This is a genomic window from Pseudoalteromonas sp. SiA1 (assembly GCF_018732205.1).
Classification (GTDB): Bacteria; Pseudomonadota; Gammaproteobacteria; order Enterobacterales; family Alteromonadaceae; genus Pseudoalteromonas; species Pseudoalteromonas tetraodonis.
Genome location: NZ_CP076084.1, coordinates 1828045 through 1851400, shown reverse-complemented (window position 1 = coordinate 1851400; position 23356 = coordinate 1828045). Strand labels below are relative to the sequence as shown.

Genomic DNA, 23356 nt, shown 5'->3' with positions numbered 1-23356 from the left:
TTAGTAAAATAAAATAATACTTTGTGCTTGCAATAGTGAGCGGAGTTAGTATTTTACTCCGCTGTGGAGATTAGATTGTTACTCTTTTGGCAACAAAACAGTATCAATGACATGAATCACGCCGTTGCTGGCTTTTACATCTGCCATTACTACGTTTGCATTGTTGATCATAACAGAGCCATCATTGGTGGTTACATTCACAGACTGGCCTTGCACGGTCGTTGCATTGTCTAATTTTACAACGTCTGCAGCCATTACTTTACCTGATACCACATGGTAGGTAAGAATTGCAGTTAACTTGTCTTTATTTTCGCTCTTAAGAAGGTTTTCAACGGTACCTGCTGGTAGCTTAGCAAATGCTTCATCAGTTGGCGCAAATACAGTAAAAGGGCCATCTCCTTTTAACGTATCAACGAGGCCTGCCGCTTTGACAGCTGCAACGAGTGTTGAAAAAGAACCATTGGCAGCAGCTACATCAACGATATCTTTTTTCATACCATGGTGATCGGCATGAGCTGCTGTAGATAGGGTTAAACTTGCTAATACAAAAGTCAGAACAGACGCTATTTTCTTAAACATGTTACTTTCCTTTAAATTGATTAGATGTCGGTTAAATGTTACGCCGGGTTGCTAGCTTACGATCATTTTAAAAAAGGGTGGGTCATTGCCTTATCCCAATAAAGGTATTTAATAAAAAGCAAAGCCTGCTATTAACCCTCCTAGTGAAAGCTTTTATGAGTAAACACGGTCTGTTTATTTTCAATTTTTTATATCCAGTTCAGCGATATAACGTCATTAATTAACAATAGGAAATAAACCATGAAAAAACGGGCTATTTTTACAGCGCTCATTGCATCACTTTCTTCATTAGCGTCTGTTGCTGGACAAACTGAAATGCAGATAAATACTTATAATCAACAGCTTGAAAATGTGGCTATGGTGGCACAATTAACGGGTGAAATGGCACAGCGTATAGTCAATGCAGCGTCTGCAGCGGCGCTCAAGGACAATTTAGCTGTATCAATAACCGTTGTGGATGCATCTGGGCAAACGCTGGCAGTACTTCGCGCTCATCGTGCCGGTGTTCATACTATTCGTGCCAGTTATAAAAAAGCCTATACCGCTAATTCGCAAAAGCGAGAAACGGCGGTAATAGCCAAAGGAATTAAAGAGGGAACAATTCCAGCAGACCTTCGTTATTTAGATGAAAACATTTTAATATTGGATGGCGGGGTGCCTATCTATATAAACGATACTGTGGTGGGGGCTGTGGGAGTTGGCGGTGCTCATGGCAGTGAGGATGTACGTGTTGCAAAAGCAGGGATCAAAGCGTTATGGTTAGCGCAGTAGAAAAACAGATCACGTTACTAAATATCCCCAAAAGTGATAGTAAAGGAGTTTACAGATTATGAACGAGACTGATTTAGCGCACTTAAAACGCACCGTAGCACTAGCTAAAGAGGCGTTAGAAGCAGGAGATGAACCATTTGGCTCTGTGCTTGTTGATGCTGAAGGAAATGTATGTATGGAAGATCGTAACCGTGTTGCGAGTGGCGATCATACACGTCATCCTGAGTTTGAAATTGCTCGTTGGGCAGCCAACAATATGACCCCTGAGCAACGCGCTGGGGCTACTGTGTATACCTCAGGGGAACATTGCCCTATGTGCGCCGCAGCACACGCATGGGTAGGTTTAGGTCGAATTATGTATGTCAGTTCATCTGCGCAATTAACTAGCTGGCTTAGCGAGCTCAAAATGACTAAGTCGCCGGTTAACCCGTTACCTATTGAAGCGGTTGCTCCTAATGTCGCTGTTTATGGGCCCGTACCAGCACTTGTTGAGCAGGTTCACGCCCTACATCGTCAATTTCACCAAGCAGATTAACAGCGCAGCAGCGCATGGTATTTAGACTAAAGCGACTACCTGTTATAGTTAACGGTAGTCACTTTTATTAAACGCAGCACAAGGGATTATTATGATCGTTAACCTGTTCGATAAGGTAATATTTGCTTGCGCTTTTATTGTTTCATTGCAACTACCGCAGCTGAGTGATCATTACCAACAACATTTAGCGGGCTTATACCATGCAACAAAATGGCAAGTCGACGGCTATGCAAAAACGGCCAAGCAATATAACTTTTCTAGCACGCAAGCGATGATAAACCGCCACTTAGCTAACGCTGAACCTAGCGTTAGAGCCGATGCAAATCAAAAGCAGCAAACATTACTGCAATTTGCCGATTTAAAAAAAGGGATGGCTATTTTTGAACAAGGTAATTTAGTGCAAAAAATGCTGTATATGTTCTCCCCTGAGCGCGTTGACAGATTACAAAATACACTTGATAACTTTAAGTTAGGTATCCCTTTAACCGCGAGTGCAGTGTTGTTTGCATTGGTATTAGCTATTTTATTAAATCAATTACTTATGCTGCCACATACTTTATATGTTAGGCGTAAAAAGCGTATTGCATCCGATGCAGTAAAATTTAATAGCTGATCGTCAATGAGTTATCATTGGTGATTTTCACTGGCCCTTTTAACAACAAATGCGCCACGAATGTCACCCAGTTTAAAATCAGTTGCCTGATCATTAGGGTATAAAGTCGCTATTTTTTTAGAAACTGTGGGGTCAATCTGACTGCCATGACACGCTAAACACGCTTTTTGAGTAGGAATCGCTTTTACAAAATACCAGCCATCCGGTCTTTGCTCTTGATATTCTATGCTTGCTACCGGCTCGCCATTGAGCTTACGTTGTTCAAAGTTTAATAAGACATTTTTGAGCCATGCATCGGGTTGATTATCTGAGTTACGAGTTTTCAAAGCACTGCGGCTAATTTGCCAAGGACTATTGCTATGTTGTGAAGCGATAGCGGGTGCAGCTGTATTACATACACTTATTGCCGCTAGTGAGCCGCTTTGTTTCATAGTACTAACCAGTACCTGTTTTAAATCACTTGAAAATGCCTTAATGGTTTGTCGTGCCTCGTCGGTATTGCTAGCAAAAGCAGCGGATGAAATAAATAAACTGGAAAAAAGCAAAATAATGCGCATAATACACCTCTAAATATTAGAAGTTTCTAATATACAGGGTGTCAGGTGTTTTTCAAGTAAATCGTTTAGCGTTTAAGCACTTTTTTACTTAAGGCACCGCGCCTAAAATCGATAAACAGTTTCAAGAGAAAAGATATGCACAATAAGCACGATGAGAATAAAATAATAAACCAACAAAATAACCATGATGCTGGTGGACTTAATGCACAAGCTCCATTAGCCGCTATTAAAGCAATTCGACTCAAACAATTAGCGCAATGTCGGCTTAAAACACGAAAAGAAATACAACACATGCAAAACAAAAAATAGCCTTGGGCGGTAAAAACTTGCTAAGTTAACGTTATTAATTTTAAAGGTTGGATAGTGCAATTAATCCGTTATCTATAAAACATCCGCATCAAATTATTACTTTTATAGCTTGGCTGTGCGCTTTAGCTGTGATGTTAATAGGGCTACTTGCGCCTGAAAATAAACGTGTTTTAATGCTGTTGTCACTGAGTTCGCTCTGCTTACTTGTGTTTAATAGTGTAACGATGTCAGCTTGGGTATTTAAACGTTTTAAAGACCAACAATTACGCTTTATTGCTCTTTTAGGCAGTGGCGCTTTTATGTTGTGTATCGCGGGTGATGTGATTAATTTTAATTTACCCCAACACTATTATCGCTATAGTACCTTGATAAAACATGATTATTTAGTGGATTCAATCTTATTTTTTGCACCTGGTTACAGCCTTTTATTTATAGCCTGTGTGTTAGTTTTTAATATAAAACGCCGGGTCTCGCTTATAAAAAGTGCACTTTTTTTTGTTGTTGTGTTGGTGCTAAGTAGTGCGTCGCTCTCTTCTATGTATCTTGAGGGGGCAGGAGATACTATTTTAGCTATGACTGGGGTTTATAGCTTAGTGATAACGGCTGTTGGGCTTATGGGTCTGGTATTAGTTGTTGCCTATGGTGGGATTAACGCACCCAAATCAATAGTGTGGGTGAGCTTAGGGCTTTTCCTTGCTGCATTGGCTGATGCCATTATTGGTGCTTTTTGGATTTATGGTAATCAGGGGCAAGGCTTTTACCCTCAAGTGCGCTATATAAACTGGTTTGTGTATATTAGCTCGCAAAGCTTGGTGATTCACTTAGCAAAAGTTGTTGCAGTAATACCAAATCGCAATAATGCTTAATTATTTTTCAGGGAGCAAACCAGAGAATAGCGGCGTTAAAAATTCTCATTAGAATAGCTAAATAACAGGTGAAAAAAAAGCCGCTAAATATTAGCGGCTTTAAGCGATAATAATTACATTACGCGCATACCCGGCTCAGAGCCGTCGTCTGGGTTAAGAATGTAAATTTCTTTACCACCAGGGCCTGCCGCAAGTACCATGCCTTCAGACATTCCAAAACGCATTTTACGTGGTTTAAGGTTAGCAACCATTACCGTTAATTTACCTTCAATGTCTTCTGGTGCGTAAGCCGATTTAATTCCAGCAAACACTTGGCGAGTTTCACCGCCTAAATCAAGGGTTAATTTAAGCAGCTTGTCAGCGCCTTCTACGTGCTCTGCTTTGGCAATTTTAGCAACACGCAGGTCTACCTTTGCAAAGTCATCAAACTCAATCTCTTCGCTAATAGGCTCTTTTGCAAGTGGGCTATTAGGATCGATTTTATCTTTTTCAGCAACTAAGCTTTCTTTTGATTCTTCAACCATTTTATTCACTTTATCCATTTCTACACGTTGCATTAACGGCTTAAATTTATTGATAGGGTGGTTTACTAACGCTGTTTGCGCACCCTGCCAAGATAATTCATCATTTAAAAAGGCTTCAACATTACTTGCCATGCCAGGTAGCACTGGTTTTAAGTAAGTGATCAACACGCGAAATAGGTTAAGTCCTAGTGAACAAACCTGATGCGCTTCTTCTTGCTTTGACTCATCTTTAATAAGCACCCAAGGCGCGGCATTATCAATAAACTGGTTTGCTTTATCAGCAAGTGCCATGATTTCACGAATTGCACGGCTGTATTCACGATTCTCGTAATATTCGGTGATTGTCGCTGATGCGTTCTGGAATTCTGCAAGCAATTGAGGTTGCATAACTGTATTGCTCAGCTTACCGTCGAACTTTTTAGTAATAAAACCAGCACAACGACTGGCAATATTCACTACTTTACCCACTAAGTCTGAGTTTACACGTTGTGCAAAATCTTCAAGGTTTAAATCTAAATCGGTAATGCCACTATTAAGTTTAGCTGCGTAGTAGTAACGTAAAAATTCTGGGTCTAGGTTATCTAAATAAGTACGCGCTTTAATAAACGTGCCTTTTGATTTAGACATTTTTGCGCCATTGACCGTAACAAAACCATGGGCGAATACATTAGTTGGCTTTCTAAATTGAGCGCCTTCTAACATAGCAGGCCAAAATAGGCTGTGGAAATAGATGATGTCTTTACCAATAAAGTGATAAAGCTCAGCGTCTGAACCTTCTTGCCAAAATGCATCAAAGTCGATGCCCTGTTTATCACATAAGTTTTTAAAGCTCGCCATATAACCAATAGGCGCATCTAGCCATACGTAAAAGTATTTACCCGGTGCGTTTGGAATTTCAAAACCAAAATAAGGTGCATCACGGCTGATGTCCCATTGCTGGAGACCATCGGCAAACCACTCATCTAACTTGTTGGCCATTTCTTGTTGAATTGTGCCTGAATGTAGCCACTCTTTAAGCATGTCTTCAAAGGCGGGTAAATCAAAAAAGTAATGCTCAGAATCTTTTAAGATAGGCTCAGCACCCGACATAACAGAGCGTGGGTTGATTAGCTCGGTTGGGCTGTAGGTTGCGCCACAGGCATCACAGCTATCCCCGTTCTGATCTTCTGATTTACATGTAGGACACGTGCCAGTAACAAAGCGATCTGGCAGAAAAATGCCTTTTTCTGGATCGAATAACTGTGAAATAGTGTGCTTTTTGATATGACCGGCATCGTTAAGGCGGTTATAAATAAGCTCACTAAATTCTTTATTCTCTTGGCTATGGGTACTGTGGTAATTATCAAATTTGATATTAAAATCAGCAAAGTCGCGTTGGCGCTCGATACTAACGTTTTTTACCATTTCCTCAGGCGTGATCCCTTGCTTTTGCGCATTAAGCATAATAGGTGTGCCATGAGCATCATCGGCGCATACATAGTATGCTTCGTGGCCTTGTAGTTTTTGAAAACGCGACCAAATATCAGTTTGAATATACTCTAATAAATGCCCTAAATGGGTAGGGCCATTGGCATAAGGTAATGCGCTAGTAATCAGGATCTTTCGCTGTGCCATAATCATTCCGAATTAAGCGTTCCTAGTCAGGAACAGATGAAAATTATTACATTATCGATAAGCAAAGTGATAACAGAGCACACTGCTTATCGATATTTACTAATTGACTGGTGTTAATGCCCTGAATGTTACATAATTCCGTGGCACTTTTCATCAAAGAAACGCTATTTTATTGCTATGTTTGGACTGTCGAAACTATTCTCTGCAAAATCGGTGCAAAAACAACCGATTATTTCTGCTCTAGCGGCCTATCGCAGTGCCGCTTTCGCTGTGGGTATTGAGCAAGATTTCATTGCTGATATCACTCAAAACACCGATAAATCAATTACGGTTAAACTCATTCTCCCTTTTGCGGCGCAATCTGAAATGCCGCACGTGGCTCAATTTTTGACTGAGCGTTTAAAGGTTGATGTAAACGTAACGGCTAATGTTCACCTCAAAGAAGCTGCGAAGTTTAAAGCCATTAAACATATTGTTTTAGTCGCCTCAGGCAAAGGCGGGGTAGGCAAATCTACTACGGCTGTAAATCTTGCGGGCTCGCTTAAAAATGAAGGCGCAAAAGTAGGCATATTGGATGCCGACATTTATGGTCCGTCAATTCCTATGTTGTTAGGATTAGTTGGCAGTGAGCCGGTTACAAAAGACAATAAACAATTACAACCGTTTGATGCCAATGGTATTAAAGCGCAATCTATCGGTTTTTTAGTCCCCAGCGATGATGCCACCGTATGGCGCGGCCCAATGGCCTCAGGCGCGCTTAGTCAGCTTTTAAATGAAACCGATTGGGGTGAACTTGATTATTTAATTGTAGATATGCCGCCAGGTACCGGTGATATTCAATTAACCATGAGCCAAAAAGTGCCAGCCAGTGGCACCGTGATTGTCACGACGCCACAAGACTTAGCGCTTGCTGATGCGCAAAAGGGTATTGCTATGTTTAATAAAGTAAATGTGCCAGTGCTCGGTTTGATTGAAAATATGAGCCATTACATTTGTGGGCATTGCGGCGAGGCCAACCATGTATTTGGTAAAGACGGTGCACAAAAATTAGCCCTTAAGCATGGTGTGCCTGTGCTTTCGCATATTCCGCTTGCGATTGATATCAGAGAATCCTCTGAGCAAGGTAAGTTGATTGCCGATGATACAGATGCGGTTATTAGCAAAACTTACAGCGCGGCCGCACGATTGATTGCCAGCACGCTTTACTATCAACAACATCACAACGCGATTGACGTTGTGATTACGGAAGATTAAAAATGAGACTTTCAGATACACATATTAAAGAATACTTAAACGATGGGCGCATTGTTATCGAGCCCGCGCCAACGAGTGAAATGATTTCAGGGGTGACTGCGGATCTTCGTTTGGGTAATAAGTTTAGAACATTTCATGCCCATAATGCCGCTTATGTTGATTTAAGTGGTCCAAAAGATCAGCTTAATAAAGCGTTAGAATCAATCATGAGCGACGAAATTGTATTAGCTGAAGGCGAAGCGTTTTTTCTACATCCTGGCGAGCTTGCGTTGGCAATAACCTATGAAAAAGTAACCCTACCTGCAGACATTGTTGGTTGGTTAGACGGGCGTTCATCGCTGGCACGTTTAGGTTTAATGGTGCATGTTACAGCACACAGAATCGATCCTGGTTGGAGTGGTAATATTGTTTTAGAGTTTTATAACTCGGGTAAGCTGCCGCTTGCGCTCAGACCTATGATGAAAATTGGCGCAATGAGTTTTGAAACACTTACCGGTCCGTGTGAAAGCCCTTATAACACCCGCATTGATGCAAAATATAAAGATCAGAATAGTGCGGTAGCAAGCCGTATCAGTGACGATAAATAACTAAGCTAAACAATAGCTTATTTTTCTAGTTGATGAAGCGCATAACCTAATAGTTGAAAATAATGGTTAAGCGCTTCATTGGCGTGTAACGTGTGATTTAGCTCAGGATAAATTAAGTTATTATTACTCAAACCGCCGACTAAAAAACTGTTTTTGATTGTTTGATGCTCGTTGATACAGGCTTCAAAACACCGAGCAGCAAGCTCCTCTGGCATACTCATATACTGCTGATTATGCGCTTTATCAAACGCAATGCATTTATTTACAAATTCATTGGCATGTTCACCGCTTTGCTCTAAAAACACCTGTTTATAAAATTGATTAAGTGCATCATTAAGTGGATGGCTTAAGTCGGGAGAGTGTGATAACCATAACTTAGAAGCGAAACCAAAGCGGGTTTTTGATTTAAACAAATGCTCACTAATATGATGATCAAAAGCATGAAACCATTCATGGGCTAAAGCGCCACCGCCTGCATTTTTAGCCAGTGCTAAGGTTTGGTCATACGCATTATAATGTGCTTGCACGCCTTTTTGTCCACCGTGACCAAAAGCGAAATTAAGTTTGCCACGCAGGCCAATGGCTGTGGGTGGTAAATGCAAAATCTGCGCTAAATCAGCCAGCGCATCATAAATTAAGTTGGCACTAATAAAGCGCTCTTCTTTAGTAACCCATTTACCAACCACCATAGAACGAAAACCAAAAGTGGTTCTTATATCATTAAAATCGACTTGATCGTCAAAACGATAGTCGGGGCCTTGGCGAGAAAATCCGCGTTTTAATCGAGATGTGGTATTACGCATCGGTTATTTTATTTCAGCTCATACATTACAAGTAACGTGCTTTTACGTGAGCGGGCATGTGTTGGGTTTGTTTTTTTATTAATTCCTCTAATAAACCATACAAGGGCGCAGGGTTTAGTGCTTCTATGAGCCATAAACTATGTGCTACTGCTTCTAGTGTCGATAAACTATCTGCTCTAGGGGCTTTACGAATAGCATAACGGTTGGTGGGAATATGGTTAAAGCTTACCGTTTTAAACTGTTGTAATAACGGGGTTAATTGCAAAATTTTAAAGGCTTTATTCCATGTACCATCAATCACAATTAAATGCGTAATCTCTTGTAGATTTTCTTTACTATTCGGTCGGTCTAATTTTACGGCGCTCTCGCTTGGGTAGAGTAATACGCTCGATTCTATAGGCAGGTTTTGTAAACAGGCGAAGTCCTGATTATTTTCGCCTCTAATCATTTTACAGTGGGTTAAACCCAAAGCTAATAGCTGCGCCGTATTTTTGCTAACTTTTGCTTCACTGGGGTGCTGCAAAATAATAACCTGTGTTTGGTTATTAACACGGGTAATTGCGCTGCAAATACAAGTGCTTAGCGAAAAGTTACACTGTTTACAAAGAGGACGTGCCATTGAATACACTATTTCGTTGGTACATTTGCCGTAATTATACATTTTTGCACTAATAAAGTTGGTTTTTTTTGTGCTTAGATATAGAGTAAGAGATAAGAAGAAAATCGATGGACCGTATTGAAGGGCATGAATATGACAGAGATCAATATTGACGAATCCGCTTTAGAAAGTATGGAATCGCTATTAGGTGAACAATTTCCAGATACGTTGGAATTTTGTTGTGCGGAATTTGAGCGATTGGGGAACGAAGCAATTGCTGCGCTTGGGCAAGATAAAGAGGCTGCTATTCGCCACTCTCATAGCCTTAAATCAAACGCCGCTCAATTTGGTGCGGCAAGTTTAGCCGAAGTTGCTCGTTTAATTGAATATAATTTAAATAACGGGAATGACGAGCAGGCTGTTAATGCAGCCGATGGATTAATGGCGCAAGTTACTGGTTCACAAGCAAAACTAAATGCATGGTTAGCTGGGCGCTAAACGCGTTTCAATAGTAATAAAAAAGAGTGTTAACGTGAATTTTTTTCAGTTTTAAGCGCTTAATTTTCCTAGTAATTCACGGCTTTACTGCGTTAGTCTAATGGCTAACTTGCTCTTTAGAGGTAACAATGTCAGAAATAAAAAAGAGTCATAAATTAGACGGCGTCTGTTATGACATCCGAGGTCCCGTTTTAGTGCAAGCTAAAAAAATGGAGGATGAGGGCCAAAAGGTATTAAAGCTTAATATAGGCAACCCCGCCGCATTTGGCTTTGATATGCCAGAAGATATGCATCGCGATATCATTCGTAATTTATATTCAGCTCAAGGATACTGTGACTCTAAAGGTCTTTATTCTGCGCGTGTTGCTATTTATCAGCACTACCAACAGCGTGGCTTACACAATTTAGACGTTGATAATATTTACATTGGCAACGGCGTGAGTGAGCTTATCCAAATGGTTACTCAAGCACTGTTGAATAATGATGATGAAGTGTTAATTCCCGCTCCAGATTATCCGCTTTGGACTGCCTCGGTAAAATTAGCAGGTGGTAATCCGGTTCACTACTTGTGTGATGAAGAGCAAGATTGGTTTCCTGACATTGATGATATTAAAAGTAAAATCACCTCTAAAACCAAAGCATTGGTGCTGATTAATCCCAACAACCCAACCGGGGCTGTGTACAGTGACGCTTTACTTGAAGAATTGATCAATATTGCTCGAGAGCACAAGCTTTTGCTGTTAAGCGATGAAATATACGAGAAAATTCTATACGACGGCGTTACCCATACTTCTATTGGTTCATTATGCGATGATCTCCCTATCATCACCTTTAATGGCTTAGCTAAAACATACCGTGCTGCTGGGCTGAGAATGGGCTGGATGGTGCTAAGTGGTCGCACCGCATTAATGACAGATTTAATTAAAGGCTTAGATATTCTTGCCTCAATGCGTCTTTGTGCCAATGTGCCCGCACAATATGCAATTCAGCAAGCATTGGGTGGCGTTCAGTCGATTGATAGCTTAATTGACCCCGGTGGGCGTTTATATGTGCAACGTGATATTGCTTGGCGCGGCTTAAATGCGATTGATGGAATTAGTTGTAAAAAGCCTAAAGGGGCGCTTTATGCTTTCCCTAAAGTGGATACCGCTAAATTCAATATTAAAAGCGATGAACAAATGATGTTTGATTTGTTAAAAACAGAAAAAATATTGTTAGTACATGGGCGCGCCTTTAACTGGCCAGAGCCTGATCATTTTAGATTGGTGTTCTTACCTAATAAAGATGATTTATCGAGTGCAATGATGAAAATGCAGCGTTTTTTCAAAGATTACCGACAAGAATAAAGAAAAAAACGAGCCAAGTGGCTCGTTTTTTCGTTAATGCACTAAAGTAAATGGTCGTGTTTCAAAGCATGCAATAGGGCACTGCATACGTTGCCTTGGGATACCTGCTTCCATAAAGACGTGGCCTTGCACAGTAAACCCATTATTTTTGAATCGCTCTACTTCGTTTAAAATACAATTAATACTGATTGCTTCAATACCTTGCTCCGCTGCTAATTTAACAATGAAATTAAGCAGTGACTTATAAACATTGCGGTTGCGATGCTGCGGCAATACGGCGATTCTACCAATTAAACCATCATTACATAATCGACCTGTGGCAACAGGTGAGTGCATATTATCGGTGACCAGAATATGTTGAGCGAGTGCATCTAAGTTATCAAACTCAATACGTTTAGGAATATGTAACTCATATACAAACACTCGCTCCCTTATATGTTGCAGTTGACTTTTTTCACTTTGCCAATCAACTTTGTCAACGGTATAAACCATGACCTCCTCCTAGCTAAACCAAATACCCTCATTAACCAGTGTAGTAAAAGTTTCGATAAAATCTAGGCTAGGTGTGGTTGCATTAAGCACGCTGCTATCAAATTCAATAAAATCAGTAAGCTGTTTTACCGCTTCTAAATCTGATAAGGGTAAATCGTAGTTTTCGCCATTGATACTTAGAAGTAACTCTGCATCCATACATTGATAAATAGCACGTGTGCCCCCTAAACGCTCAAATGTTACTTGGTTTTCAAGCAGTTGTTGTATTTGTTCGACACTAAATGGGTCTTCTTCAGGGGCTAAGTCCATATCATGCTTAGGTTGGCTAAGGGTATTACCTAGCCAGTGTTTAAATAAACTCTCGTCTTCTAGCAATGCTTGCATTAACGTTTTTACTTTATCGACTTCGCTTTGGGTTAGCTCACCTTTGGAATCACGTAGGGCGAGGGTATGGTCGGTATACCTTTTTTGGCCGCTTTCTGTGTCGATAATATGATCAGCAAAACTTGAAAGTAAATCTTGTTGATTAGGTGCTCTAAAACCGACTGAATAGTTGAGTGCATTTTCAACCGCATAGCCTTCATGAGGACAACCGGGTGGTATATATAAAATATCACCGGGCTCCAAAATACAATCAATTACTGCACTAAAAGCTTCAACTTGCAGTAATGTTTTATTTTGAGCAAATTGTTTTAGTGTTGGGTCGGGTAATCCTACCCGCCAATGGCGCTTACCTTCACCTTGAATAATAAATACATCGTATTGGTCTAGGTGTGGGCCAACACCGCCACCTGGGGTTGAGTAGCTGATCATCAAATCATCTATTCGCCAATTAGGTATAAAGCGAAAAGGTTCAAGTAACTGAGCAGCTTCTGGGTGCCAATGATCCACTGCTTGCACGAGTAGTGTCGAGTGCTGATCAGTGAGTATTTCAAAATCGTCAAATGGTCCCTGATGCGATTGCCATTGTTGATTGTGGTTAGTAATAATGCGCGATTCTATGCTGTCTTCCATAGCAAGGCCTGCGAGTTCATTCGCATCAAGTGGGTCTTGAAAATCTTTAAAACCAGCTTTGATCAACAGTGGTTTTTTTTGCCAATATTGACTTAAAAACGCTTGCTCTGATAATTCATTTATTTTTAATTGATACATAGAATGCCTATAACGTTAAGACCTAAATGAAAAAAGCGAAAGGCAGGTACCTTTCGCTTTTTATTAGTAGATTTGAGTGATTAAACTAAATCATCAATAAACTCAACAGCGCGACCAATGTAGTTAGCCGGCGTTAGTTTTTTCATTTCAATTTTTGCAGCTTCTGGTAGGTCTAAACCATCGATGAAATCAGCCATAATTTCTTGATTTACACGTTTACCACGGGTTAAATCTTTTAGCTTTTCATATGGTTTTTCAATACCGTATTTACGCATAACGGTTTGAATTGGCTCAGCGAGCAGCTCCCAGTTTTGGTCAAGCTCATCTGCCAAACGTTGCTCGTTTACTTCAAGTTTGCTTACACCTTTAAGGGTTGATTGGTATGCAATTACCGCATAACCCATACCTACACCTAAGTTACGTAATACGGTTGAGTCAGTTAAATCACGTTGCCAGCGAGACACAGGTAGTTTTTGTGCTAAATGACCAAAGATAGCATTGGCTAAGCCTAAATTACCTTCTGAGTTTTCAAAATCAATCGGGTTCACTTTGTGTGGCATAGTTGATGAGCCAATTTCACCGGCAATGGTTTTTTGCTTAAAGTGATTAAGTGCAATGTAGCCCCACATGTCGCGGTCAAAATCGAGCAAAATGGTATTAAAGCGTGCAATTGCATCAAAAAGCTCTGCTATGTAATCATGCGGTTCAATTTGCGTGGTAAACGGGTTGAGTGTTAAACCTAGGCTAGTTACAAACTTATCGGCGTGGGTATGCCAATCGTAGTCAGGGTACGCACTTAGATGTGCATTGTAGTTACCCACAGCACCGTTTACTTTACCTAGCATTTCTACTTGTGCAATTTGGTCACGTTGACGCTTTAAACGCATGTAAACATTTGCAAACTCTTTACCCATAGTCGAAGGCGTTGCAGGCTGTCCATGTGTACGAGTCATCATTGGAATGGCTTTGTACTCAATTGCTTTTTCTTTAATGGCGCTTAATAACTCATCACAATAAGGTAAAACGACGTGGTTACGCGCTTCAGTTAACATTAAACCATGAGATAGGTTATTAATATCTTCAGAAGTACAGGCAAAGTGAATAAATTCGTTAATTGCGTGTAGCTCAGCATTATCAGCAACTTTTTCTTTTAGTAAATACTCTACGGCTTTAACATCATGGTTTGTCGTGCGTTCGATGTCTTTAACCCGCTGAGCATCAGCTTCACAGAAGTTATCTACAATTGCATTCAACAGCGCATTTGCTTCGTCGCTAAAAGCGGGGACTTCTTTAATCTCGCTTGCTGCAGCTAACGCTTGCAACCAACGCACTTCAACGGTTACGCGGTATTTGATTAATCCAAATTCGCTAAAAATACTGCGTAGTTCAGTGGTTTTGCTGCCGTAGCGACCATCAACCGGAGAGATAGCCGTTAACGCTGAAAGCTCCATAATAACTCCTAAATTTTAGTTTGAACGATAATTAAATTTTTGTTTTAGCTATGGCGAGAATTTTTCTTTTCGCAAAAAAGAAATGACGACGTTTGCCGCCCATTTGTCGCCATAATACTGCACTGCGAATTCCGGCTAAAAGTAATGCGCGGATTTTATTTTGCGTGAGCTGCTGTTTTAATAACTCGGGTTTACCATAAACCTGAATTCGGTGCCCAAGGGGGCTTAGCACCGACGAGTATATATCTGCTAAACCGGCGACAACACTGTCATCGGTAATAGCAAAATGATCTAAACGACGATGAATATCATCAATACGTTTACCTAATTCATTGAGGCTTTTACTGTTAGCACTAAGCGCACGCTCTAACTGCATTAAACCACCTACATATTTGACTATTTCTACATCTTTTTGAGCACCGGCACTCAGTTGTGCCATCAATGTTTTATAGCCGTCACGTAAGTTATGTTCACCTTGATATACATCTTCTGGGGAAGCTGGCGAGGTTTGCACAATACTTGATAATAAAATCGATAAATCTTGTTCATCAGCGCGACCATATTGGGCAACCTTCTGAACTTGCTTAGCCACTTGACACATGGCTGCAAGCGCCATGACTTGATGTTGATTCATTATTTGATCACCGAGTCAATAATACCACCACCTAAACACACTTCATTAGCGTAAAATACGGCAGATTGTCCTGGGGTTACCGCTTTTTGTGGCTCATCAAATAATACGCGTGCCATACCATCTTCACCAACTAACAAGGTACAGCTTAGGTCTTCTTGACGGTAGCGTGTTTTTACGGTGCAACGAGTAGTACCTTGAGGACCGACACGATCTACCCAGTGTAATTGGTTGGCATTTAGGCCATTACTGTAAAGGCGAGGGTGATTTTTACCTTGGCCCACAATCAATACATTGCGTTCAACATCTTTGTCTACAACATACCAAGGTTCGCCTGAGCCTTCTTTCATACCACCAATTAACAAGCCTTTGCGCTGACCTAAGGTGTGGTACATTAAACCTTCATGTTCACCAACGTTGTTACCATCTGTGTCTTCAATAACACCAGGTTGAGCAGGTAAGAATTTTTGTAAGAAATCTTTAAATTTACGCTCACCGATAAAACAAATACCAGTACTGTCTTTTTTATCGTGGGTAATTAAATCTTGCTCTTCAGCAATACGGCGCACTTCTGGCTTGGCAATATCTCCGACAGGGAACAGCGTTTGCGCGATGTGTTCATGACCCAATGTGTACAAAAAGTAGCTTTGATCTTTATTATCATCTAGGCCACGGCACATAACATATTTATCATCTCTGAGCTCACGACGCACGTAGTGGCCCGTTGCTATAAAGTCAGCACCAAGTGCTTGAGCCGCAAATTCTAAAAAGGCTTTAAATTTAATTTCTTTGTTACACATGATGTCTGGGTTAGGTGTGCGACCAGCTTTGTACTCAGCTAAAAAGTATTCGAATACGTTGTCCCAGTATTCTGCTGCAAAGTTAACGGTATGAAGTTCAATACCTAATTTGTCACAGACAGCTTGGGCATCTTTTAAATCTTCAGCGGCAGCGCAATATTCATCATTGTCATCTTCTTCCCAGTTCTTCATAAACAAGCCTTCTACTTGGTAGCCTTGTTGTTTTAATAAATATGCAGATACAGAAGAATCAACACCGCCGGACATACCAACGATGACTTTAATGTGACTATTTTCGCTCATGAATAATTTCGCTTATACAGATTACTGTTAACTTGGAAAGGCCGCGATTATAGCATGTATTTTGTAAGTGCTTAAAGAGAGGAAGGGCTATTGAATAGATTTTGTTGCTTTTTTTTATGTTGGTTAGGGATGATTTACTCCTTGTTAGTCGATTTTTACTTAGTCGATTAGATTACACATTTTGCGGTGCTATTATAGCCCCTTTGTTTGAACACATTTTAATTTGCAAAGAACAACAGGTCCAAGATGTCAGGCCATTAAATTATAAACACTCATTTAAGTTATAAATGATGAGTAAATGTTGTTTATTTAAGGTGTTAGTACTGTTTATATAATATCAAAGAATATATTTATTATTGTTCATTAACAAACCTTTACAACCAAATGATTATGCAATACCTTTAGATGAGTTTAAATTGAATAAACACTCAAATAAGTATTTATAATATAGTCAATGGAATGAATATATGAATTATGCTTCTCAAGCACAAAAGGTAAAATCTTACGTTGTTGAGTTATCAACAAAGTTACAACGCGATGATTGCTTAGTAGCAGAACAATTACCACATAACGTTAAAGAATCAGCTTACCAACTGTTTTATCAAACCATTAGGGTTCCTCGTCCTTACCGCTTTGAAGAACCCAACCCTATTTCAGCGCTATTTAGACTCATTGAACATTCTTTAGACTTTATTAATCCCTTTCAACAAGTCATTTTAAAGCAGCTAGAAAAGTGGTGGTTAGAATGGCATTTTGTTGCCACTATGAATGCTTCTCTTGAAATGAAACACGTTGAACAGCAGCGTTTTGTTAGTAGTGCAACTGAACATCCAATGCGAAAACATGAGCTGAGCCATTATGCAAAATTATTTACTATTTTGCCTTTGCCCGTGTGTAATGTTTGTATGGTAACCGGCGATATTTTAAAGCTTAATCAACGCTTTGTAGATGTATTTGGCTATACAATTGATGATATCCCTAATTTAAAACAGTGGTGGAAGGTCGCGTATCCTGAGCCTAGTTATAGAGAGTCTGCTCAAACGATGTGGGGTGAGTCTTTAGCGCAGGCAAATAAAAATAATGACGATATTCCTGCTAATGACTATCAAATTGTATGTAAAGATGGCTCAAAAGTGATAATGCAAGTGTCAGGTATTAGTGTAGAAAGTGAATTTATTGCTGTATTTAACGATGCGACGGAGCGTTTGAAAACTCAAGAGATACTCAGCGATATGGCCTTTTTAGACTCATTGACTAAAATTGCCAACAGACGCCGTTTTGACGAAAAATTACATGCTGAATTTAAAAAACTGATAAAAGTAAATACTCAACTTTCTATGATCATTATTGATATAGATAATTTCAAAAAATTTAATGATAGGTATGGTCATATTGCCGGGGATAAGTGTTTACATAGCGTAGCGCAAAAGCTAGCAGAAACAGTCAGTCGTCCTGAGGACTTTGTAGCGCGCTATGGCGGAGAAGAGTTTGTTGTTTTACTCCCACAAACAGATAATCAAGGTGCACTCTTTATTGCAGAACAAATACAAAAATCTATTGAAGATTTAGCGATAGCTCATGAAGATAGTTTTACTGGCTTTCTCTCTGTGAGTATGGGAGTTCATACGGTAAAACATGGCGAAAAAACTAACCATGTCGATTTCTTTAAAGCAACGGATAGTGCGCTGTATTATGCAAAAAGGCAGGGCAGAAATTGTATTGCCTTAGGAAGGCATGAATAACACAGCATGTTTAACCTTTGCTTTTAATACCAGATAAGCAAAGGCTAACGTAAAGTATTAACTGTTGGTTGGTGGCCCACTGATTTTATATTGACCTGTTTCAATTCCATCGAGTGTGTATTTACCAATACTATAGCGAATTAACCGTAACGTTGGGTGGCCAATGTGTGCGGTCATTCGTCGAACTTGACGGTTCTTCCCCTCGTTTATAGTGATACTCAACCAAGATGTTGGAATTGATTTACGTTCTCTCACTGGGGGAGTGCGTGGCCAAAGCGCTGGTTCATCGATTAACTTTACCTGTGCAGGTAAGGTTAATCCATCTTTGAGTTCGACCCCTTGACTGAGCGCATCAATAGATGCTTCTGTAGGCACCCCCTCAACTTGTACCCAGTACGTTTTGTTGGTTTTTTTACCAGGAGCGGTTAAGGTATTTTGTAATTTCCCGCAATTGGTCAATAATAACAAGCCTTCACTGTCTCTGTCTAAGCGACCCGCAGCATAAACATCTTTAATAGGAATAAAATTAGCCAGTGTTTGTCTATTTTGCTCGTCTGTGAATTGGCAAAGGACATCATAAGGTTTGTTAAATAAAATAACTTTTTTATCGCTTTGGGCTATCTGCGGCTTAATTGCTCTTTTTATCGGGCTCTTTTTTACAGCACTGCGCGAATATGTACGACCTGTATTGCGTTTACTTGTTGAAGATGACGTGTTTGTAGCTTTGTGTTTCATTAAATACACCGTGCAGGTTTAGGTAAGCCCGCAATTTTAGTGGCTTGTTTGGCCGGTCCCTTCGGAAAAAGCTTATACAGGTACATGCTATTACCTTTATCCTCACCGAGCGCTTTAGCCATCGCTTTGACTAACATTCTAATAGCTGGACTGGTGTTGTATTCTAGATAAAATGCGCGCACAAAGTTAACAACTTCCCAATGCTGTTCGGTTAATATAATGCTTTCATGTTGTGCAATAACATCGGCCAATTCTTTAGACCAATCAGTATGATCTAGCAGGTAACCTTGCTTATCTGTGTCTATTGTTTGATTATTAAATTCCAGCATGGATCACCAAGTAATTGATTGTTTAGTTGATAAGCTAAGCGTAACGAACTCATCATAGCTAATCGCTTTATCATTCAAATTTAAAGAGATACCACGCGCCGCTGCATCGTCCTTTAAAATATAAAGCGAATCGGCAAATTGTCTGTATTGCCCTTTAGCAAAACAGGCATCACCCACTAATAAAACCGAGTCTGTTAGCATAATCAGATTATCGAGACTGTTTGCACTGTAGTAATTCAGCGGTTTTGAAAATATATGTAAAGTGCTCATAGCGTTACCACGTGCTGCTGATTTTGAATTAACTGTTTTTGGGCATTAAAGTTAACGGTTTTTACTTCAATAAGTAGCTCATTTTTACTTAAACCGTAGTCAATGAGTGACTTCTCACACACGTAGATATTGTCAACATCATATATTTCTAGGGTTTTAATATTTTTAAAAAAATCTTTAAGCCCCAAACTATTCGGGCTTTGATTTTTTTTAAGAGCTAGCACCGCAGGACCGCTAAACAACCAACTTATATTTTGATCAACTGCGGCAAAAATAAGCGTCATATCGAGTGCATCGCGAATATGCATGTCATCAAATGGGCTTGATTGACTAATAACGAGTACATTAATCATTTAAATTGTATCCATTTATCTGCTTCACTGGCTAACATAGCAAATTCAGCGAGGCCTGCGACAGCAAATACACCAGTATTTTGCATATCTAAGCCACGCTTTTCAGCTGCGGTAACGCACAGCATTAAACTAATATTTTTGTCGGCTAGCTGTTGCCAAAGAGAGGATAAATTTAACTCATCAGAGGCAAGCTCAAAATGAGTAGAAGCATGATAGATACCATCTTGGTATAAAAATATTGCATCAATAGTATGCCCTTGTGCTAAACAGGCGTGAGCAAATTTAACAATACGCTGTGTGGTATCGTGATCCGATGGTGGAGTATGTAAAGAAAGTACAAAGCGTGCCAAAACTATTCCAATAAAAAAGCCCCAATAAAGGGGCTATTTTAACAGAACTATTTAATTAGTCATTATTTGCGCCAAGTAACGCAAGTAAAGACGTAAATAAGTTATAAACGCTCAGGTATAAAGAAACCGTTGCGCGGATATAATTCGTTTCGCCGCCATTAATGATTCTGCTCGTATCGAACAAAATTAGGCCAGACATGATTAGTACCACAGCTGCGTTTAGTACCATAAACATTAAAGAGCTACCTAGGAAAATATTTACAATACTTGCCACGATAACCACAATTAAGCCCACAGTTAAAAAACCACCCATAAACGAGAAATCTTTTTTAGTGTTAAGTGCATAAGCAGATAAACCAAAGAAGATTAACGCCGTAGAACCTAGCGCTTGCATAATTAGCATAGGGCCATTAGGTAATTGTGCATAGTGATTAAGGAGTGGGCCTAAACCAGCGCCCATTAATCCTGTAAACGCAAACACCCAAAATACACCAGATGCTGTGTCGGCTTTTTTGTTTACAACAAAAAGAAGGCCAAACGAAACCAGAGTGAACACTAGTCCCATGAAATAAGGTAATTGCAGTGCCATTGAAATGCCGGCGGTGACGGCACTAAATGCAAGTGTCATTGCAAGTAGAAAATAAGTGTTTTTAAGCACTTTGTTTGTTTCAATGGTCGACATTACCGGCTTTGCAGTATTGTACGATTGATTAAATGCCATTGTAGAGCTCCTGTAAGTGAAACTAAGTAGTTCCTGTAATTTAACTAAAATTAGATTACCAACTCTTATATGTTTGGGCAAACCTTTGTAGATCAATAGACAATTAAATTTAAATAAAAGTTCACTCGGCGTATAGGAATCGATCTTTTTGCTTTATGTTTAAACAAATTAGTTGTTTTTTAATCACTTGAACAAATAATTGAAAAAAAAGCTTCACAAAGCCCATGGGTTTCCCTATTATTCAGGCCGTGCGGAGAGATGGCAGAGTGGTCGAATGCACCGGTCTTGAAAACCGGCAGGGGTTTATAGCCCCTCTAGGGTTCAAATCCCTATCTCTCCACCACCTTATTAAAATAACTATGAGTACACGCTTACTTGTAGTTTATGCACTTTCGGAGAGATGGCAGAGTGGTCGAATGCACCGGTCTTGAAAACCGGCAGGGGTTTATAGCCCCTCTAGGGTTCAAATCCCTATCTCTCCACCATTATATTAAAGCCCGCTTATTAGCGGGCTTTTTTGTGTCTAATTTTCGCTATACCTAACCTCAAAACCAAGTATATTTAGTTAAAAAATACGACCATAGTCTCTATTTATAAGCTACAGCTCTTAGGGCATGCTAAGAAATAAGATTTATGCTTGTGTATTTAAGGTTCTTACTATGAAACATCAACTTGCTAAAAGCGTCGCACTTTCATTATTATCTCCTGTTATTATCGGCAGTATGCTAGGAATATATTACGCATTGACTATGCGTGGTGACGCGGTGTCTATCTTTTTAGGACTATTGATGACGGCCATTGCTAATGCCCACATAGTAGGGTTAACAATGGCTGCGTTTGTGGTGCCAGGCTACTTACTTATGTTTAAGTATTCTAAGGTGAATTATTCTGGGGTATTAACTCTTGGCTTACTGGGTGGCGCTATTTTTAGCTATCTGCTTAGTGCGACTACTGGCGAGATATTTTTAATCAATAGTGTGATGTCGGGATTTGCTGCAGGACTGTTTTTATTTGGCTTGCGTAAATCGGTACAAAGCTAATTGCAGAATATTTAATCAAGTGTGTCGTAAAACCATGTAATTTCCTTTTTTTTACCCGCAAAAGGTTTCAATTTTTAGTGACAAAGAGTACCTTTAGCTACTGTATGTTTAATAAGAAGTAGTTTGGTATGCAAAAGCACGATTTTTACCAGTCATTAGTTAAGCAAACTGAATCGCTGATAGGCGGTGAATCAAACATAATTGCCAATATGGCAAATATTAGCGCGCTGTTATTTACTTCTTTAGAAGATGTGAATTGGGCGGGCTTTTATTTTATGGATTCACCGACAGAATTGGTACTTGGTCCATTTCAAGGCAATCCAGCTTGTATTCGTATTCCGGTAGGGAAAGGGGTATGTGGCACTGCTGCGGCAACCGAGCAAACCCAGTTAATTTCAGATGTGCATGCGTTTGACGGTCATATAGCCTGTGATGCGGCGTCAAATTCTGAGATAGTTGTACCTATCATGAAAAACGGCCATGTATTTGCGGTACTTGATATAGATAGCCCAAGTATTGGCCGATTTGATACTGATGACCAAGCAGGGCTTGAAGCACTTGTAAAATGCTTAGAGGCTAGCCTGTAATGAAAGATTTGCTAAATGTTCAAGATTACCTATTCGCCGTTCAAGATGTAGGTGATTGGGAAGGTGAAGAAGAACATGTAGCGGAAACGCTCAATGATTTGATTCACATGGCCTGGGATCGTCTACCTGATGATTTAGACTGTGATTCAATTGATGAAATTATAAATGGTATTTGGGAACATTTACGTGGTGATATGGCTGTGATTGAAACTGACTTTGAAGAGTTAGTTGATTGGAGCATCCACTATGTTGATTCTGCCCTTGATGAAAAGATGTGATTAAATAGGTTCTAAAATGGAAACCACAAACAAGCTAAAAGATATTAATGAAGTATTGGAGTTCTTATACCAAGAATTTCCACAATGTTTTAAACAAAAAGAAGGCATTCAGCCGCTTAAAGTAGGTATCTTTAAAGATATCGCTGAGCGTATTGAAGGGTCTGAAAAAGTTAGTAAAACACAAGTACGCCAAGCACTTAGAAAATACACATCTAACTGGCGCTATCTTGAAGCGGTTACTAAATCTGAGTTCCGTATTGATCTTGACGGAAATCAAGGCGAGAAAGTTGAGCAAGAGCATATCGACCACGCACAAAAAGCGTTGGAAGAAAGCCGTGCTAAAATGGCAAAGCGCAAAAAGCAGCAACGCCCACGTCAAGACTCAGATGCAAAATCTTTTAAGAAGAAGCCAGCGCATTCAGCTAAAAATCCATCAGCTGCAGCAAAACCTGCCAAAGCCGCTGCGCCTAAGCGTTCAGGAAAAGTTGAACCTTTACCTGCAGGCGAGGTCAAGGTTAATAACAAGGTTAAAGTTAAACTTGGCCAAGCACTTGTTAATGCAGTAATCACTGAAGTAAACAAAGACGATGTTCACGTTGAATTAGTGACAGGTATGCAAGTAAAAACCAAAGCCGACAGCTTATACATTATTTAAGTTGCGAAAAAAA

The 23356-nt window shown here is 39.9% G+C and carries 30 protein-coding genes and 2 tRNA genes; 16 read left to right on the top strand and 16 right to left on the bottom strand.

Annotated features, from left to right (window positions below; translation table 11 throughout):
- Positions 1-78: 78 nt before the first annotated feature.
- A complete protein-coding gene (locus tag KK487_RS08530; RefSeq protein ID WP_215521704.1) occupies positions 79-579 on the bottom strand; it encodes a fasciclin domain-containing protein in 501 nt (166 codons plus the stop codon).
- Positions 580-819: 240 nt separating this feature from the next.
- Between KK487_RS08530 and KK487_RS08525 the strand changes: the two genes are divergently transcribed.
- The 3 genes from KK487_RS08525 (at position 820) to KK487_RS08515 (ending at position 2498) form a co-directional block, all read left to right on the top strand.
- Entirely contained in the window at positions 820-1350 is a 531-nt protein-coding gene (locus KK487_RS08525) for a GlcG/HbpS family heme-binding protein (RefSeq protein WP_215521703.1), read from the top strand.
- 58 nt (positions 1351-1408) lie between these two features.
- Entirely contained in the window at positions 1409-1885 is a 477-nt protein-coding gene (locus tag KK487_RS08520; protein ID WP_076922253.1) for a nucleoside deaminase, read from the top strand.
- A 91-nt stretch (positions 1886-1976) separates the two neighbouring features.
- Positions 1977-2498: a DUF2937 family protein gene (locus KK487_RS08515; RefSeq protein ID WP_215521702.1), complete on the top strand. Its 522-nt coding sequence runs from the start codon at positions 1977-1979 to the stop codon at positions 2496-2498.
- A gap of 14 nt (positions 2499-2512) precedes the next feature.
- Here the strand turns inward: KK487_RS08515 and KK487_RS08510 are convergent, their stop codons facing one another.
- Positions 2513-3055 (bottom strand): Tll0287-like domain-containing protein, encoded by a 543-nt coding sequence (locus KK487_RS08510; protein WP_215521701.1) that lies wholly within the window; start codon positions 3053-3055, stop codon positions 2513-2515.
- Positions 3056-3190: 135 nt separating this feature from the next.
- On the opposite strand from KK487_RS08510, the gene KK487_RS08505 reads away from it, so the two are divergent.
- Both KK487_RS08505 and KK487_RS08500 read left to right on the top strand, forming a co-directional pair.
- Positions 3191-3364 (top strand): hypothetical protein, encoded by a 174-nt coding sequence (locus KK487_RS08505; RefSeq protein ID WP_215521700.1) that lies wholly within the window; start codon positions 3191-3193, stop codon positions 3362-3364.
- A gap of 224 nt (positions 3365-3588) precedes the next feature.
- Positions 3589-4230: a hypothetical protein gene (locus KK487_RS08500; protein WP_235190258.1), complete on the top strand. Its 642-nt coding sequence runs from the start codon at positions 3589-3591 to the stop codon at positions 4228-4230.
- A 113-nt stretch (positions 4231-4343) separates the two neighbouring features.
- Here KK487_RS08500 and metG read toward each other — a convergent pair whose 3' ends face one another.
- The gene (gene metG / locus KK487_RS08495) at positions 4344-6368 is read right to left on the bottom strand and encodes a methionine--tRNA ligase (protein WP_013465054.1); all 2025 of its coding nucleotides are present in this window, start codon (positions 6366-6368) and stop codon (positions 4344-4346) included.
- A 177-nt stretch (positions 6369-6545) separates the two neighbouring features.
- Here metG and apbC point away from each other — a divergent pair, with 177 nt between their 5' ends.
- Both apbC and dcd read left to right on the top strand, forming a co-directional pair.
- Positions 6546-7622 carry an iron-sulfur cluster carrier protein ApbC gene (apbC, locus tag KK487_RS08490; RefSeq protein WP_013465053.1) on the top strand — a complete coding sequence of 359 codons (1077 nt, stop codon included), beginning with the start codon at positions 6546-6548 and terminating at the stop codon, positions 7620-7622.
- Positions 7623-7624: 2 nt separating this feature from the next.
- On the top strand, positions 7625-8209 hold the full coding sequence (gene dcd / locus KK487_RS08485; RefSeq protein WP_013465052.1) for a dCTP deaminase: 585 nt from the start codon (positions 7625-7627) through the stop codon (positions 8207-8209).
- Positions 8210-8226: 17 nt separating this feature from the next.
- Here the strand turns inward: dcd and KK487_RS08480 are convergent, their stop codons facing one another.
- Positions 8227-9012: a CLCA_X family protein gene (locus KK487_RS08480; protein ID WP_013465051.1), complete on the bottom strand. Its 786-nt coding sequence runs from the start codon at positions 9010-9012 to the stop codon at positions 8227-8229.
- A gap of 25 nt (positions 9013-9037) precedes the next feature.
- A complete protein-coding gene (locus tag KK487_RS08475) occupies positions 9038-9631 on the bottom strand; it encodes a tRNA-uridine aminocarboxypropyltransferase (RefSeq protein ID WP_041695864.1) in 594 nt (197 codons plus the stop codon).
- A gap of 132 nt (positions 9632-9763) precedes the next feature.
- Between KK487_RS08475 and KK487_RS08470 the strand changes: the two genes are divergently transcribed.
- Positions 9764-10108, top strand: coding sequence for an Hpt domain-containing protein (locus KK487_RS08470; protein ID WP_013465049.1), 345 nt, complete (start codon positions 9764-9766; stop codon positions 10106-10108).
- A 128-nt stretch (positions 10109-10236) separates the two neighbouring features.
- Entirely contained in the window at positions 10237-11454 is a 1218-nt protein-coding gene (locus KK487_RS08465; protein WP_041695718.1) for a pyridoxal phosphate-dependent aminotransferase, read from the top strand.
- Positions 11455-11487: 33 nt separating this feature from the next.
- On the opposite strand, the gene KK487_RS08460 is transcribed toward KK487_RS08465, so the two are convergent.
- The 5 genes from KK487_RS08460 to mnmA all read right to left on the bottom strand — a co-directional run bounded on the left by KK487_RS08460 (position 11488) and on the right by mnmA (position 16283).
- Positions 11488-11946, bottom strand: a complete 459-nt coding sequence (locus KK487_RS08460; protein ID WP_013465047.1) for a GNAT family N-acetyltransferase — start codon at positions 11944-11946, stop codon at positions 11488-11490.
- A 9-nt stretch (positions 11947-11955) separates the two neighbouring features.
- Positions 11956-13098 carry a ribosomal protein uL16 3-hydroxylase gene (locus KK487_RS08455; protein ID WP_013465046.1) on the bottom strand — a complete coding sequence of 381 codons (1143 nt, stop codon included), beginning with the start codon at positions 13096-13098 and terminating at the stop codon, positions 11956-11958.
- An 80-nt stretch (positions 13099-13178) separates the two neighbouring features.
- The gene (gene purB, locus KK487_RS08450; protein ID WP_013465045.1) at positions 13179-14549 is read right to left on the bottom strand and encodes an adenylosuccinate lyase; all 1371 of its coding nucleotides are present in this window, start codon (positions 14547-14549) and stop codon (positions 13179-13181) included.
- Between the two features lie 31 nt (positions 14550-14580).
- The gene (gene hflD / locus KK487_RS08445) at positions 14581-15183 is read right to left on the bottom strand and encodes a high frequency lysogenization protein HflD (protein WP_008113587.1); all 603 of its coding nucleotides are present in this window, start codon (positions 15181-15183) and stop codon (positions 14581-14583) included.
- Entirely contained in the window at positions 15183-16283 is a 1101-nt protein-coding gene (mnmA, locus tag KK487_RS08440; RefSeq protein ID WP_013465044.1) for a tRNA 2-thiouridine(34) synthase MnmA, read from the bottom strand. Before mnmA ends, hflD begins: the two co-directional genes overlap by 1 nt.
- 467 nt (positions 16284-16750) lie before the next feature.
- On the opposite strand from mnmA, the gene KK487_RS08435 reads away from it, so the two are divergent.
- On the top strand, positions 16751-18025 hold the full coding sequence (locus tag KK487_RS08435; RefSeq protein WP_013465043.1) for a sensor domain-containing diguanylate cyclase: 1275 nt from the start codon (positions 16751-16753) through the stop codon (positions 18023-18025).
- Between the two features lie 57 nt (positions 18026-18082).
- Here KK487_RS08435 and KK487_RS08430 read toward each other — a convergent pair whose 3' ends face one another.
- From KK487_RS08430 to KK487_RS08405, 6 genes are read right to left on the bottom strand one after another with little or no spacing between them, the layout of a single operon-like run.
- Positions 18083-18760, bottom strand: a complete 678-nt coding sequence (locus tag KK487_RS08430) for an rRNA large subunit pseudouridine synthase E (protein ID WP_013465042.1) — start codon at positions 18758-18760, stop codon at positions 18083-18085.
- The gene (locus KK487_RS08425) at positions 18760-19089 is read right to left on the bottom strand and encodes a TusE/DsrC/DsvC family sulfur relay protein (protein ID WP_008112024.1); all 330 of its coding nucleotides are present in this window, start codon (positions 19087-19089) and stop codon (positions 18760-18762) included. Before KK487_RS08425 ends, KK487_RS08430 begins: the two co-directional genes overlap by 1 nt.
- 3 nt (positions 19090-19092) lie before the next feature.
- Positions 19093-19359, bottom strand: a complete 267-nt coding sequence (locus KK487_RS08420) for a DsrH/TusB family sulfur metabolism protein (RefSeq protein ID WP_016900381.1) — start codon at positions 19357-19359, stop codon at positions 19093-19095.
- Positions 19356-19712: a sulfurtransferase complex subunit TusC gene (gene tusC / locus KK487_RS08415; protein ID WP_008112028.1), complete on the bottom strand. Its 357-nt coding sequence runs from the start codon at positions 19710-19712 to the stop codon at positions 19356-19358. Before tusC ends, KK487_RS08420 begins: the two co-directional genes overlap by 4 nt.
- Positions 19709-20062: a sulfurtransferase complex subunit TusD gene (gene tusD, locus KK487_RS08410; protein WP_013465040.1), complete on the bottom strand. Its 354-nt coding sequence runs from the start codon at positions 20060-20062 to the stop codon at positions 19709-19711. Before tusD ends, tusC begins: the two co-directional genes overlap by 4 nt.
- A 55-nt stretch (positions 20063-20117) precedes the next feature.
- A complete protein-coding gene (locus tag KK487_RS08405) occupies positions 20118-20783 on the bottom strand; it encodes a Bax inhibitor-1/YccA family protein (protein ID WP_008112034.1) in 666 nt (221 codons plus the stop codon).
- 252 nt (positions 20784-21035) lie between these two features.
- Between KK487_RS08405 and KK487_RS08400 the strand changes: the two genes are divergently transcribed.
- The 6 genes from KK487_RS08400 to proQ all read left to right on the top strand — a co-directional run bounded on the left by KK487_RS08400 (position 21036) and on the right by proQ (position 23343).
- Positions 21036-21126, top strand: a tRNA-Ser gene (locus tag KK487_RS08400).
- 51 nt (positions 21127-21177) lie between these two features.
- Positions 21178-21268: transfer RNA gene (locus KK487_RS08395), tRNA-Ser, on the top strand.
- Positions 21269-21442: 174 nt separating this feature from the next.
- Positions 21443-21823, top strand: a complete 381-nt coding sequence (locus KK487_RS08390; RefSeq protein ID WP_008112036.1) for a hypothetical protein — start codon at positions 21443-21445, stop codon at positions 21821-21823.
- Positions 21824-21951: 128 nt separating this feature from the next.
- On the top strand, positions 21952-22410 hold the full coding sequence (gene msrC, locus KK487_RS08385) for a free L-methionine (R)-S-oxide reductase MsrC (protein WP_013465039.1): 459 nt from the start codon (positions 21952-21954) through the stop codon (positions 22408-22410).
- Positions 22410-22688 (top strand): hypothetical protein, encoded by a 279-nt coding sequence (locus KK487_RS08380; RefSeq protein ID WP_008112039.1) that lies wholly within the window; start codon positions 22410-22412, stop codon positions 22686-22688. The genes msrC and KK487_RS08380 overlap by 1 nt, the downstream gene beginning before the upstream one ends.
- A 16-nt stretch (positions 22689-22704) precedes the next feature.
- Positions 22705-23343 (top strand): RNA chaperone ProQ, encoded by a 639-nt coding sequence (gene proQ, locus KK487_RS08375; protein ID WP_008112041.1) that lies wholly within the window; start codon positions 22705-22707, stop codon positions 23341-23343.
- Positions 23344-23356: the final 13 nt, after the last annotated feature.

Excerpts from the sequence above, each read along its gene's own strand:
- KK487_RS08500 (WP_235190258.1), top strand. The coding sequence starts at position 3,589 with ATGTCAGCTTGGGTATTTAAACGTTTTAAAGACCAACAATTACGCTTT.
- KK487_RS08380 (WP_008112039.1), top strand. The coding sequence starts at position 22,410 with ATGAAAGATTTGCTAAATGTTCAAGATTACCTATTCGCCGTTCAAGAT.
- apbC (WP_013465053.1), top strand. The coding sequence starts at position 6,546 with ATGTTTGGACTGTCGAAACTATTCTCTGCAAAATCGGTGCAAAAACAA.
- KK487_RS08455 (WP_013465046.1), bottom strand. The coding sequence starts at position 13,098 with ATGTATCAATTAAAAATAAATGAATTATCAGAGCAAGCGTTTTTAAGT.
- purB (WP_013465045.1), bottom strand. The coding sequence starts at position 14,549 with ATGGAGCTTTCAGCGTTAACGGCTATCTCTCCGGTTGATGGTCGCTAC.
- KK487_RS08510 (WP_215521701.1), bottom strand. The coding sequence starts at position 3,055 with ATGCGCATTATTTTGCTTTTTTCCAGTTTATTTATTTCATCCGCTGCT.
- metG (WP_013465054.1), bottom strand. The coding sequence starts at position 6,368 with ATGGCACAGCGAAAGATCCTGATTACTAGCGCATTACCTTATGCCAAT.
- KK487_RS08435 (WP_013465043.1), top strand. The coding sequence starts at position 16,751 with ATGAATTATGCTTCTCAAGCACAAAAGGTAAAATCTTACGTTGTTGAG.
- hflD (WP_008113587.1), bottom strand. The coding sequence starts at position 15,183 with ATGAATCAACATCAAGTCATGGCGCTTGCAGCCATGTGTCAAGTGGCT.
- KK487_RS08425 (WP_008112024.1), bottom strand. The coding sequence starts at position 19,089 with ATGCTGGAATTTAATAATCAAACAATAGACACAGATAAGCAAGGTTAC.
- KK487_RS08480 (WP_013465051.1), bottom strand. The coding sequence starts at position 9,012 with ATGCGTAATACCACATCTCGATTAAAACGCGGATTTTCTCGCCAAGGC.
- mnmA (WP_013465044.1), bottom strand. The coding sequence starts at position 16,283 with ATGAGCGAAAATAGTCACATTAAAGTCATCGTTGGTATGTCCGGCGGT.
- KK487_RS08465 (WP_041695718.1), top strand. The coding sequence starts at position 10,237 with ATGTCAGAAATAAAAAAGAGTCATAAATTAGACGGCGTCTGTTATGAC.
- KK487_RS08505 (WP_215521700.1), top strand. The coding sequence starts at position 3,191 with ATGCACAATAAGCACGATGAGAATAAAATAATAAACCAACAAAATAAC.
- tusC (WP_008112028.1), bottom strand. The coding sequence starts at position 19,712 with ATGATTAATGTACTCGTTATTAGTCAATCAAGCCCATTTGATGACATG.
- KK487_RS08470 (WP_013465049.1), top strand. The coding sequence starts at position 9,764 with ATGACAGAGATCAATATTGACGAATCCGCTTTAGAAAGTATGGAATCG.
- KK487_RS08420 (WP_016900381.1), bottom strand. The coding sequence starts at position 19,359 with ATGAGCACTTTACATATATTTTCAAAACCGCTGAATTACTACAGTGCA.
- KK487_RS08430 (WP_013465042.1), bottom strand. The coding sequence starts at position 18,760 with ATGAAACACAAAGCTACAAACACGTCATCTTCAACAAGTAAACGCAAT.
- KK487_RS08390 (WP_008112036.1), top strand. The coding sequence starts at position 21,443 with ATGAAACATCAACTTGCTAAAAGCGTCGCACTTTCATTATTATCTCCT.
- KK487_RS08525 (WP_215521703.1), top strand. The coding sequence starts at position 820 with ATGAAAAAACGGGCTATTTTTACAGCGCTCATTGCATCACTTTCTTCA.
- KK487_RS08460 (WP_013465047.1), bottom strand. The coding sequence starts at position 11,946 with ATGGTTTATACCGTTGACAAAGTTGATTGGCAAAGTGAAAAAAGTCAA.
- msrC (WP_013465039.1), top strand. The coding sequence starts at position 21,952 with ATGCAAAAGCACGATTTTTACCAGTCATTAGTTAAGCAAACTGAATCG.
- KK487_RS08475 (WP_041695864.1), bottom strand. The coding sequence starts at position 9,631 with ATGGCACGTCCTCTTTGTAAACAGTGTAACTTTTCGCTAAGCACTTGT.
- dcd (WP_013465052.1), top strand. The coding sequence starts at position 7,625 with ATGAGACTTTCAGATACACATATTAAAGAATACTTAAACGATGGGCGC.
- KK487_RS08530 (WP_215521704.1), bottom strand. The coding sequence starts at position 579 with ATGTTTAAGAAAATAGCGTCTGTTCTGACTTTTGTATTAGCAAGTTTA.
- KK487_RS08405 (WP_008112034.1), bottom strand. The coding sequence starts at position 20,783 with ATGGCATTTAATCAATCGTACAATACTGCAAAGCCGGTAATGTCGACC.
- KK487_RS08515 (WP_215521702.1), top strand. The coding sequence starts at position 1,977 with ATGATCGTTAACCTGTTCGATAAGGTAATATTTGCTTGCGCTTTTATT.
- KK487_RS08520 (WP_076922253.1), top strand. The coding sequence starts at position 1,409 with ATGAACGAGACTGATTTAGCGCACTTAAAACGCACCGTAGCACTAGCT.
- proQ (WP_008112041.1), top strand. The coding sequence starts at position 22,705 with ATGGAAACCACAAACAAGCTAAAAGATATTAATGAAGTATTGGAGTTC.